Here is an 11,518-nt window from a genome sequence, read left to right as displayed (position 1 = left end):
ATGCGGCTCGGTGCGGTTGTCCTGACCATGGGCAACCGCCCCGAGGAGCTGCGCGCACTGCTGGACTCCGTCGCCCGGCAGGACGGCGACCCGATCGAGGTGGTGGTGGTCGGCAACGGCGCACCGCTGCCGGAACTGGCCGTGCCCGGACTGGTCGTGCGGACCGTCGAGCTGCCGGAGAACGTCGGCATCCCGGCCGGCCGCAACGTCGGCATCGAGGCGTTCAAGGCCGACGGCACCGACGGCTACCGCGTCGACGCCCTCCTCTTCCTCGACGACGACGGGCTGCTGCCCGGGGCGGACACCGCCCGGCTGTGCCGCGAGGCGTTCGCCGCGGATCCGGCGCTGGGCATCATCAGCTTCCGGATCGCCGACCCGGACACCGGGCTGACGCAGCGCCGGCACGTCCCGCGGCTGCGCGCCTCCGACCCCATGCGGTCCTCGCGGGTGACCACCTTCCTCGGTGGCGCCAACGCGGTCCGCACGGCGGTGTTCACCCAGGTCGGCGGCCTGCCCGACGACTTCTTCTACGCCCATGAGGAGACCGACCTGGCCTGGCGCGCGCTGGACGCGGGCTGGTTGGTCGACTACCGGGCGGACCTGGTCCTGCACCACCCCACCACGGCCCCGGCCCGGCACGCGGTCTACCACCGGATGGTGGCCCGCAACCGGGTCTGGCTGGCCCGTCGCAACCTTCCCGCTCCGCTGGTTCCGGTCTACCTCGGTGTCTGGCTCCTGCTCACGCTCGCCCGCCGGCCGTCGCTGCCGGGACTCCGGGCCTGGCTGGGCGGCTTCAAGGAGGGCTGGGCCACCGCGTGCGGTCCCAGGCGTCCCATGAAGTGGGCTACCGTTTGGCGACTGACCCGGTTGGGCCGCCCTCCCATCATCTGACAAGCTCGTATCTGAGAGCATCAGGCGCGAACCGGGGCGTCGTCCCCGGGAGCGCACCTTGAGGACGAAAGTGTCAACTGTGAGCGAGACTACGCACGACAGTGCGGTCGCCATGAGTGCCCCGCCATCCGCCGACGAAGGACTCACCCCCGTCCAGCGGGCGGAGAAGTACGGACTGGCGCAGAGCGGTGCCCGACCCAGCCTGGCGGAGTACGTCAGCCAGCTGTGGGCCCGCCGGCATTTCATTTCCGCCTTCGCCAGCGCCAAGCTGACGGCGCAGTTCAGCCAGGCGAAGTTGGGCCAGGTCTGGCAGGTGGCGACCCCCCTGCTGAACGCGCTCGTCTACTACCTCATCTTCGGTCTGCTGATCGGCACCCGGAAGGGCGTCCCGGACTACGTCCCGTTCCTGGTGACCGGCGTCTTCATCTTCACCTTCACGCAGAGCTCCGTGATGGCCGGTACGCGGGCGATCTCGGGCAACCTCGGGCTGGTGCGTGCGCTGCACTTCCCGCGGGCCTGCCTGCCGATCTCGTTCTGCCTCATGCAGCTCCAGCAACTGCTGTTCTCCATGGGCGTGCTGGTGGTCATCCTGCTCGCCTTCGGGCAGCTGCCCACGTGGTCGTGGCTGCTGGTGCTCCCCGCGCTGGTGCTCCAGTTCGTGTTCAACACCGGCCTCGCGATGATCATGGCCCGGCTCGGCAGCAAGACGCCGGACCTGGCGCAGTTGATGCCCTTCATCATGCGGACGTGGATGTACGCGTCAGGTGTCATGTTCAGCATCAGCGTGATCCTCCAGGGCAAGCACGTCCCGCACTGGGTCGAGGTGCTGCTCTACGCCAACCCCGCCGCGGTCTACATCGACCTGATCCGGTTCGCGCTGATCGACAGTTTCAAGGCCAGCCAGCTCCCGCCGCACGTGTGGGCGTTCGCGCTGGGCTGGGCGGTGCTGGCGGGCGTCGCGGGCTTCGTGTACTTCTGGAAGGCTGAGGAGCGGTACGGACGTGGCTGAGCAGATGGACGGCGTCCAGCCGACGGAGGCGGCGCAGGAGCGGGTCCCGACCGTGATCGCGGACGAGCTGCACATCGTCTACCGGGTCTACGGCACCGGTACGGGCAAGGGCAGCGCGACGGCGGCACTCAACCGCATCATCCGGCGCCGGCCGTCGGTGGGCGTGCGCGAGGTGCACGCGGTGAAGGGCGTCTCCTTCACCGCCTACAAGGGCGAGTCGATCGGCCTGATCGGTTCGAACGGCTCCGGCAAGTCGACCCTCCTCAAGGCCGTCGCGGGTCTGCTGCCCGCCGAGCGCGGCAAGGTCTACACCCACGGTCAGCCCTCGCTGCTGGGCGTGAACGCGGCCCTGATGAACGACCTGACCGGCGAGAAGAACGTCGTCCTGGGCGGTCTGGCGATGGGCATGTCCCGCGAGCAGATCCGCGAGCGCTACGACGAGATCGTCGACTTCTCCGGCATCAACGAGAAGGGCGACTTCATCTCGCTGCCGATGCGCACCTATTCGTCCGGCATGGCGGCCCGCCTGCGGTTCTCCATCGCGGCGGCCAAGGACCACGACGTGCTGCTGATCGACGAGGCGCTGGCCACCGGCGACCGCGCGTTCCAGAAGCGCTCCGAGGCCCGGATCCGCGAGCTGCGCAAGGACGCGGGCACGGTCTTCCTGGTCAGCCACAACAACAAGTCCATCCGCGACACCTGTGACCGGGTGCTGTGGTTGGAACGGGGCGAACTGCTGATGGACGGCCCGACCGACGAGGTCATCAAGGCGTACGAGAAGGAGACGGGCAAATAGCCCAACCTTCGCAGGAGGCCCCCGCGCACGGTCATGGCGGGGGCCTCCGATCGTGAAGGAATGGTCAACTCTGTGGGATCCGGGAACAGTTGCTGCCCGGACTACGTTGATCGGATCGTTGCCCGAGGCTCCAGTACCCACTCGGACGCGGTCTGGATACACGGCGTAAGCTGTACGGGTACTGAACGGCACAAGTGGTGCAAGTCGGGCAATGTTCACCCGGGCGAGCGACAGGAGCTCGATCGGAGCGCGTCGCTAGCTGCGGCGTGTCCGAAATGGGATGTTTTGGCTTGGCGGTGTAGAACGGGAGACGTGACGGCAATGGCTACTGGTTCGCTCCGGCTCCACAACACGCCGGGTAGCCCCCGGTGAGCCGAGGAGACGAGCAGGCGCGTCGCGCCTTCCTCCGGAGGGTGGCGGTGAGTGGCGGGAGGGACCACACGCGCACCGTGCTCGATCAGGCCGCGCACGAGAACTTCCCGGTCGCGCCGTTCTTCCTGCCCCGCGCCTGGCGCGCCGACCTGATGGCCCTCTACGGCTTCGCCCGCCTCGTCGACGACATCGGCGACGGCGATCTGGCCCCCGGTGGTGGCGACGCCGTCCTCCTCGGCCTGGACCGCGTCCAGTACGACGACCGCCCGGCGCTGCTCGACGCCCTCGAAGCGGACCTGCACCGGGTCTTCAGCGACCGCGCGCCGGGGCCCAAGCACCCGCTGATGCGGCGGCTCGGTCCGACCGTGCGGCGCTGCGGGCTGACCCCCGACCCCTTCCTCGGCCTCATCGAGGCCAACCGCCAGGACCAGCGGATCAGCCGCTACGCCACCTACGGCGACCTGGCCGCCTACTGCGAGCTGTCCGCCAACCCCGTCGGCCGGCTCGTGCTCGGCGTCACCGGCACCTCCAGTCCGGAGCGCGTCCGGCTCTCCGACGCCATCTGCACCGCACTCCAGCTCGTCGAGCACATCCAGGACGTGACCGAGGACCTCGGCCGGGACCGGATCTACCTCCCCGACGAGGACCTGAAGCGCTTCGGCGTCACCGAGGAGGACCTGGCCGCGCCGTCCGGCGGCCCCTCGGTGCGCGCGCTGATCGCCTTCCAGGCGGAGCGCGCCGGCGAACTGCTGGACGAGGGCGCCCCGCTGGTGGGGAGCGTGTCCGGCCGGCTGAAGCTGCTGTTGGCCGGCTTCGTCGCCGGCGGGCGCGCCGCGCTCCAGGCGGTCGCCGCCGCCGATCACGACGTACTCCCTGGACCGCCCAAGCCCACCAAGCTCAGCCTGCTGCGCGAGGTCGGGGCGACACTGCGACGAGAGGGGTGAGTCGGACCGTGGAGGCCACCACACAGATGTCCGCGCCGGTGCTCGCTGCGTACCGCTACTGCGAGACGGTCACCGGGCAGCAGGCGCGCAACTTCGCGTACGGGATCCGGCTGCTGCCGGCCGAGAAGCGGCAGGCGATGTCGGCGCTCTACGCCTTCTCCCGCCGGGTCGACGACATCGGCGACGGTGCCCTGGCGCCCGAGGCCAAGGGGCGTCGGCTGGAGGACACCCGCGCTCTGCTCGCCCGCATCAAGGACGGCCGGATCGCGGAGGACGACACCGACCCGGTGGCCGTCGCGCTCGCCGACACCGCCCGGCGCTTCCCCATCCCGCTCGGCGCGCTGGACGAGCTGATCGACGGGGTGCTGGCGGACGTCCGCGGCGAGACCTACGAGACCTGGGACGAGCTGAAGGTCTACTGCCGTTGCGTGGCCGGGGCGATCGGCCGGATCTCCCTCGGTGTCTTCGGCACGGTACCGGGCGCACTCGATGCCGAACGCGCCCCCGAGTACGCCGATACGCTCGGGCTCGCGCTCCAACTGACCAATATCCTCAGGGATGTTCGCGAGGACGCGGGCAACGGACGGACGTACCTCCCGGCCGAGGACCTCGCCAAGTTCGGTTGTTCGGAGGGGTTCCAGGGCGCGGTGCCACCGCCCGGTGCCGACTTCACCGGCTTGGTGCAGTTCGAGGTCCGGCGGGCCCGTGCACTCTTCGCCGAGGGCTTCCGGCTGCTGCCGATGCTCGACCGGCGCAGCGGCGCCTGCGTGGCGGCCATGGCCGGTATCTACCACCGGCTGTTGACGCGGATCGCCGACGACCCGGCGGCCGTGCTGCGCGGCCGGGTCTCGCTGCCCGGACGGGAGAAGGCGTTCGTCGCGGTGCGCGGGCTCTCCGGGCTCGACGCTCGGGCGATCGGCCGCCGGCAGGCCGAGAGCAGGAGGCGTGGATGAGGTGCCGGACCGCGTACACCGACCCCGGTCCGGCGTCGGCGCGGCGGGCAACCCTTCGCCGGACATCGGCGTCCATGGAAGGTGTGAGGGGGGAGAGCACATGACAGTGGGAGCCACGCTGCCCGGGCGCGCCTCGTCCCGCCCTTCCGGCCGTCCCGAAGGGGCGGCCGCGGTGGTCATCGGGGGCGGACTGGCGGGCACCACCGCGGCGCTGGCCCTGGCCGACGCCGGCCTGCGGGTCACGTTGGTGGAGGGCCGGCCGCGCCTCGGCGGGCTGGTCTTCTCGTTCCGCCGCGACTCCGCCGTCGGTCCGCTGACCGTCGACAACGGCCAACACGTCTACCTGCGCTGCTGCACCGCCTACGGCGACCACCTGGAGCGGCTCGGCGCGGGCCGGCTGGCGCCCCTCCAGGACCGGATGGACGTCCCGGTGCTGGACGCCGGGCACGCCGGCGGCCGGCTGCGGCTCGGCCGGCTGCGCCGCACCGGCCTGCCGGTCCCGCTCCACCTGGCCAAGAGCCTTGCGCTGTACCCGCACCTCTCGCCGGCCGAACGCGCCGGCGTGGTCCGCGCCACCCTCGCGCTCGGGCGGCTGGACCCGGCCGACCCGGCGCTGGACGCCACCGACTTCGGCAGCTGGCTGGGTCGCCACGGGCAGAGCCCGCGCGCCGTCGAAGCGCTGTGGGACCTGGTCGGCGTCGCGACCCTCAACGCCACCGCCGGCGACGCCTCGCTGGGCCTGGCCGCCAAGGTCTTCAAGACCGGGCTGCTCTCCGCCCCCGGTGCCGCCGACATCGGCTGGGCGCGGGCGCCGCTCGGCGACCTCCACGACACCCACGCGGCCGCCGCGTTGGGCAAGGCCGGCGTCCGGGTCGCGCTGCGCACCCGGGCGGCCGCGGTCACCCGCGACGACGCCGGCTGGCAGGTCGCGGTGGAGAACGGCCCGCACGGCCGGGAGACGCTCACCGCGGACACCGTCGTCCTCGCCGTGCCGCAGCGCGAGGCGCACGCCCTGCTGCCCGACGGCGCCCTGCCCGCCAAGGAGCGGCTGTTGGAGATCGGCACCGCACCGATCCTCAACGTCCACGTCATCTACGACCGCAAGGTGCTGCGCCGCCCGTTCTTCGCCGCGATCGGGTCCCCGGTCCAGTGGGTCTTCGACCGCACCGAAGCCTCCGGGCTGGCCCGCACCGCCGGCCACGAACGCAGCCAGTACCTCGCCCTGTCGCAGTCGGCCGCGCAGGCGGAGATCGACCAGCCGGTCGCCGCGCTCCGCGCCCGCTACCTCCCCGAGTTGGAGCGGCTGCTGCCGGCCGCCCGGGGCGCCCGGATCCTCGATTTCTTCGTCACCCGCGAGCGCACCGCGACCTTCGCGCCCGCACCGGGCGTCGGCCGGCTCCGCCCCGCTGCCCGCACCCAAGTCCCCGGCCTGTACCTGGCCGGCGCGTGGACCGCCACCGGGTGGCCCGCGACCATGGAGAGCGCCGTCCGCAGCGGCACCGCCGCCGCCCGCGAGGCACTCACCGAACTCGGCGTCCCCCAGGGCCAGTTGCCTCAGGAGGCGGCATGACCAGGCGTACGGGCGCTCGCACGAGCACCAGCATCGGAAACAGAGGAGAAACCGTGGCTTCCCCGGCTATCGACACCGCGAGCGTCACCGCGCTGCTGGAGCGCGGGCGGACACTCGCCACTCCCGTGCTGCGTGCCGCCGTGGCCAGGCTCGCCCCTCCCATGGACACCGTCGCCGCCTACCACTTCGGTTGGATCGACGCGGAGGGCAACCCCAGCGCGGGTGACAGCGGCAAGGCGGTGCGTCCCGCTCTCGCCCTGCTGTCCGCCGAGGTCGCGGGCGCCGCGCCGGAGGTCGGGGTGCCCGGTGCGGTCGCCGTCGAGCTCGTGCACAACTTCTCCCTGCTGCACGACGACCTGATGGACGGTGACGAGCAGCGCCGGCACCGCGACACGGTCTGGAAGGTGCACGGTCCCGCGCAGGCCATCCTGGTCGGCGACGCGCTGTTCGCGCTCGCCAACGAAATACTGCTGGAGCTCGGCACGGTCGACGCCGGCCGGGCCACCCGCCGCCTGACGCTGGCCACCCGCAAGCTGATCGACGGTCAGGCGCAGGACATCTCCTACGAGCACCGCGAGCGGGTCACCGTCGAGGAGTGCCTGGAGATGGAGGGCAACAAGACCGGTGCCCTGCTCGCCTGTGCGGTCTCCATCGGTGCGGTCCTCGGCGGCGCCGACGACCGCACCGCGGACATCCTGGAGCGGTACGGCTACCACCTCGGCCTCGCCTTCCAGGCCGTCGACGACCTGCTGGGCATCTGGGGCGACCCGGAGGCCACCGGCAAGCAGACCTGGAGCGACCTGCGCCAGCGCAAGAAGTCGCTGCCGGTCGTCGCCGCGCTCGCGGCCGGTGGGCCCGCCTCCGAGCGGCTCGCCCGGATCCTGGCCGCCGACGCCAAGAAGAGCGAGACCGAGATCGCCGACTTCACCGAGGAGGAGTTCGCCTCCCGCGCGGCGTTGATCGAGGAGGCCGGCGGTCGAGAGTGGACCTCCGAGGAGGCCCGCCGCCAGCACGCCACCGCCATCGCCGCACTGGACGAGATCGACATGCCGGAACACCTCCGCGGGCAGCTCGTCGCGCTCGCGGACTTCGTCGTCGTACGAGAGAGATGATGACCATCAACACGCTATAGATCGCAGTCGCCGGCCGACGCCGTCCGGGCGTCGGCCGACGGAATCCCTGAGCACGCATTGACAGTTCACTGCAGAAGGGGAAGCCATGACAGCGACGACCGACGGCAGCACCGGGGCCCTGCCGTCCCGGGGCTCCTCGGCCACCGATGCCGCCGACGAGACCGCACCCGCCGGCCCGGCCGGCAGACCGACCCCCGCCGTGCTCACGGTCACGGCGGACGCCGCGCGGGAAGCGACCACCCGCGCCACCGACTACCTGCTCTCTCTCCAGGACCCCGCCGGCTGGTGGAAGGGCGACCTCGAAACCAACGTCACGATGGACGCCGAGGATCTGATGCTCCGCCAGTTCCTGGGCATCCAGGACCCGGAGCTCACCGAGGCCACCGCCCGCCACGTCCGCGGCGAGCAGCGCCCGGACGGCACCTGGCCCACGTTCTACGGCGGGCCCGGCGAACTCTCCACCACCATCGAGGCGTACGTGGCGCTCCGGCTGGCCGGGGACGCGCCGGACGCCCCGCACATGGCGACCGCTGCGGCCTGGATCCGCGAACAGGGCGGAATCGCCGCCTCCCGCGTCTTCACCCGCATCTGGCTCGCCCTCTTCGGCTGGTGGAAGTGGGACGACCTGCCCGAGCTCCCGCCGGAACTCATCTACTTCCCCAAGTGGTTCCCGCTCAGCATCTACGCGTTCGGCTGTTGGGCCCGCCAGACGATCGTCCCGCTGACCGTCGTCTCGGCCAAGCGCCCGGTCCGCCCGGCGCCGTTCGCCCTGGACGAGCTGCACGTCGACCCCCGCAACCCCAACCCGCCGCGGCCGATGGCCCCCGCCGCGAGCTGGGACGGGCTCTTCCAGCGCCTGGACAGGGCGCTGCACCTCTACCACAAGGTCGCGCTGCGCCGGCCGCGGGCCGCCGCGCTGCGCTCGGCCGGCCGTTGGATCGTCGAGCGGCAGGAGAACGACGGGTGTTGGGGCGGCATCCAGCCCCCGGCCGTCTACTCCGTCATCGCCCTGCACCTGCTCGGCTACGACCTCGACCATCCCGTGTTGCGGGCCGGTCTGGACTCCCTGGAGCGGTTCGCGGTCCGGCGCGCGGACGGGGCCCGCATGATCGAGGCGTGCCAGTCGCCGGTGTGGGACACCTGCCTGGCCACCATCGCCCTGGCCGATGCGGGCGTGCCCGCCGACCACCCGCAGTTGGTCCAGGCCGTCGAGTGGATGCTCGGCGAGCAGATCGACCGCCCGGGTGACTGGTCCGTGCGCCGTCCACAACTGCCGTCCGGGGGCTGGGCGTTCGAGTTCCACAACGACAACTACCCGGACATCGACGACACCGCCGAGGTGGTCCTGGCGCTCCGTCGGGTGCGGCACCCCGACCCGCAGCGGGTCGCGGCCGCCGTCGACCGGGCGGTGCGGTGGAACCTCGGGATGCAGTCGAAGAACGGGGCCTGGGGCGCCTTCGACGCCGACAACACCAGCCCGTTCCCCAACCGGTTGCCGTTCTGCGACTTCGGTGAGGTGATCGACCCGCCGTCGGCCGACGTCACCGCACACGTCGTCGAGATGCTCGCCGAGGTCGGGCGGGTCCACGACCCGCGCACCCGCCGCGGCCTCGCCTGGCTGCTGGCCGAACAGGAGCCCAGCGGTGCCTGGTTCGGGCGCTGGGGCACCAACTACGTCTACGGCACCGGCTCGGTGCTGCCCGCGCTCACCGCCGCCGGCATCCCCGCCTCCCACCCCGCCGTCCGCCGTGCCGTCGGTTGGCTGGAGCGGGTGCAGAACGACGACGGCGGCTGGGGTGAGGACCAGCGCTCCTACCAGGACAAGGAACGGTGGGCCGGCCGCGGCGCCTCCACCGCCTCGCAGACCGCCTGGGCGCTGATGGCGCTGCTCGCGGCCGGCGAGCGGGACGGCGAGGCGGTCCGCCGCGGGGTGCGCTGGCTGGTGGAGAACCAACTGCCGGACGGTTCCTGGGACGAGCCGTACTTCACCGGAACCGGCTTCCCGTGGGACTTCTCCATCAACTACCACCTGTACCGCCAGGTCTTCCCCGTGACCGCCCTCGGCCGCTACGTCCACGGCGGACCGGGCACCGGCGGGACGGCCGGGGCACTGGTGGGGGACTGATGCCGAGACGGCCCGTGCCGGATGCGGATCCGCCGCTGCTGGTCGCCTGTGCGCTCGGCATCGAACGGTTCGCGCTGCGGGGCGGTGACCGCGGGGCGGCGCGTTCGCCCGCGGTCACCCTCCGTACCGGCATGGGACCCCAGGCGGCGGAGCGGGCCCTGGCCGCTGCCCTGGGTGCGGGGTCGGTCACCGCGGGTTCGCCCGTGGTGGCCAGCGGATTCTGTGCCGGACTGGCACCGGGGATGCGCCCCGGAGACGTGATCGTCGCCGCGGCCACCCGGGACCACCGGCCCGGCTTCCCCGACGTGCCGTGCCGTGACAACGGCCCGCTGGTGGACTCCCTGCGGGCGCGCGGCCTGCGGGTGCACACCGGACTGCTGCGCGGCTGCGACCACGTCGTGCGGGGTGCCGAGCGGGCCGCGCTGCACTCCGAGGGCGCGCTCGCGGTGGACATGGAGTCCGCCGCGACGCTCCGGACCGCGGTGCACTGCGGCGCCCGCGCGGTCGCGGCCGTGCGGGTGGTCGTGGACGCTCCGGAACACGAACTCGTGCGGATCGGAACGGTGCGCGGCGGGATATCCGCCTTCCGCGTGCTGCGTTCGGTATTTCCTGTTTTCTTTGAATGGCACCGTTCTTTGCCGCTCCCCAGGAGGTGAGCCAGATGGCCATGCCGCTCCGTCAATCCATCCGGGTCGGGACCTATCTGTTTGAACAGAAAGTGCTGCGCAAGCGGGAGAAGTTTCCGCTGATCGTCGAACTGGAACCGCTCTTCGCCTGCAACCTCAAATGCGAGGGGTGCGGGAAGATCCAGCACCCGGCCGGGGTCCTCAAACAGCGGATGCCGGTGGCCCAGGCAGTGGGAGCGGTGCTGGAATCCGGTGCCCCGATGGTCTCCATCGCCGGCGGCGAGCCCCTGATGCACCCTCAGATCGATGAGATCGTGCGACAGCTGGTGGCCCGTCGCAAGTACGTCTTCCTGTGCACCAACGCGATGTTGCTGCGGAAGAAGATGGACAAGTTCAAGCCCTCGCCCTATTTCGCCTTCGCGGTGCACATCGACGGGATGCGGGAGCGGCACGACGAATCCGTCGCGAAGGAGGGCGTGTTCGACGAGGCGGTGGCGGCCATCAAGGAGGCCAAGCGCCGGGGCTTCCGGGTCACCACCAATTCCACCTTCTTCAACACCGACACCCCGCAGACCATCATCGAGGTCCTCAACTTCCTCAACGACGACCTGCAGGTCGACGAGATGATGCTGTCGCCGGCCTACGCCTACGAGAAGGCCCCCGACCAGGAGCACTTCCTGGGCGTGGAGCAGACCCGGGAGCTGTTCCGGAAGACGTTCGCCGGTGGCAACCGGCAGCGTTGGCGGCTCAACCACAGTCCGCTGTTCCTGGACTTCCTGGAGGGCAAGGCGGACTTCCCCTGCACGGCCTGGGCGATCCCCAACTACTCGCTCTTCGGCTGGCAGCGCCCCTGCTACCTGATGAGCGACGGTTACGTGCCCACGTACCGGGAGCTGATCGAGGAGACCGACTGGGAGAAGTACGGCCGCGGCAAGGACCCCCGGTGCGCCAACTGCATGGCGCACTGCGGCTACGAGCCGACCGCCGTCCTGGCCACCATGGGCTCGCTGAAGGAGTCCCTGAGGGCGGCCAGGGAGACCGTCGCCGGGAACCGCGGCTGACGCGACGTGCGGAGATCCGGCGGCACCGGGGCGTTCCG

The 11,518-nt window shown here is 71.6% G+C and carries 10 protein-coding genes; all 10 read left to right on the top strand.

Annotation, left to right across the window (positions count from 1 at the left end; all coding sequences use genetic code 11):
- On the top strand, window positions 1–891 hold the full coding sequence (locus ACLJT4_RS10780; RefSeq protein WP_411122355.1) for a glycosyltransferase family 2 protein: 891 nt from the start codon (window positions 1–3) through the stop codon (window positions 889–891).
- A gap of 79 nt (window positions 892–970) precedes the next feature.
- Window positions 971–1,900 (top strand): ABC transporter permease, encoded by a 930-nt coding sequence (locus ACLJT4_RS10775; protein WP_016574763.1) that lies wholly within the window; start codon window positions 971–973, stop codon window positions 1,898–1,900.
- A gap of 4 nt (window positions 1,901–1,904) precedes the next feature.
- On the top strand, window positions 1,905–2,696 hold the full coding sequence (locus ACLJT4_RS10770) for an ABC transporter ATP-binding protein (protein ID WP_037634092.1): 792 nt from the start codon (window positions 1,905–1,907) through the stop codon (window positions 2,694–2,696).
- A 449-nt stretch (window positions 2,697–3,145) separates the two neighbouring features.
- The gene (hpnC, locus tag ACLJT4_RS10765) at window positions 3,146–4,012 is read left to right on the top strand and encodes a squalene synthase HpnC (RefSeq protein ID WP_411122066.1); all 867 of its coding nucleotides are present in this window, start codon (window positions 3,146–3,148) and stop codon (window positions 4,010–4,012) included.
- A complete protein-coding gene (gene hpnD, locus ACLJT4_RS10760) occupies window positions 4,009–4,965 on the top strand; it encodes a presqualene diphosphate synthase HpnD (protein ID WP_411122065.1) in 957 nt (318 codons plus the stop codon). The genes hpnC and hpnD overlap by 4 nt, the downstream gene beginning before the upstream one ends.
- Before the next feature lie 100 nt (window positions 4,966–5,065).
- The gene (gene hpnE, locus ACLJT4_RS10755; protein ID WP_411122064.1) at window positions 5,066–6,535 is read left to right on the top strand and encodes a hydroxysqualene dehydroxylase HpnE; all 1,470 of its coding nucleotides are present in this window, start codon (window positions 5,066–5,068) and stop codon (window positions 6,533–6,535) included.
- Window positions 6,532–7,647: a polyprenyl synthetase family protein gene (locus ACLJT4_RS10750; protein ID WP_411122063.1), complete on the top strand. Its 1,116-nt coding sequence runs from the start codon at window positions 6,532–6,534 to the stop codon at window positions 7,645–7,647. Before hpnE ends, ACLJT4_RS10750 begins: the two co-directional genes overlap by 4 nt.
- A 106-nt stretch (window positions 7,648–7,753) precedes the next feature.
- The gene (gene shc / locus ACLJT4_RS10745; RefSeq protein WP_411122062.1) at window positions 7,754–9,793 is read left to right on the top strand and encodes a squalene--hopene cyclase; all 2,040 of its coding nucleotides are present in this window, start codon (window positions 7,754–7,756) and stop codon (window positions 9,791–9,793) included.
- Window positions 9,793–10,449: a 1-hydroxy-2-methyl-2-butenyl 4-diphosphate reductase gene (locus tag ACLJT4_RS10740; RefSeq protein ID WP_411122061.1), complete on the top strand. Its 657-nt coding sequence runs from the start codon at window positions 9,793–9,795 to the stop codon at window positions 10,447–10,449. The genes shc and ACLJT4_RS10740 overlap by 1 nt, the downstream gene beginning before the upstream one ends.
- A 5-nt stretch (window positions 10,450–10,454) precedes the next feature.
- Entirely contained in the window at window positions 10,455–11,480 is a 1,026-nt protein-coding gene (gene hpnH, locus ACLJT4_RS10735; RefSeq protein ID WP_016571011.1) for an adenosyl-hopene transferase HpnH, read from the top strand.
- Window positions 11,481–11,518 lie beyond the last annotated feature (38 nt).

The sequence above is a fragment of the Streptomyces sp. x-19 genome (assembly GCF_046549115.1).
Taxonomy (GTDB): domain Bacteria; phylum Actinomycetota; class Actinomycetes; order Streptomycetales; family Streptomycetaceae; genus Streptomyces; species Streptomyces albulus_C.
The sequence above is the reverse complement of the archived record's forward strand: the minus strand, read 5'-3'. Positions and strand labels throughout refer to the sequence as shown.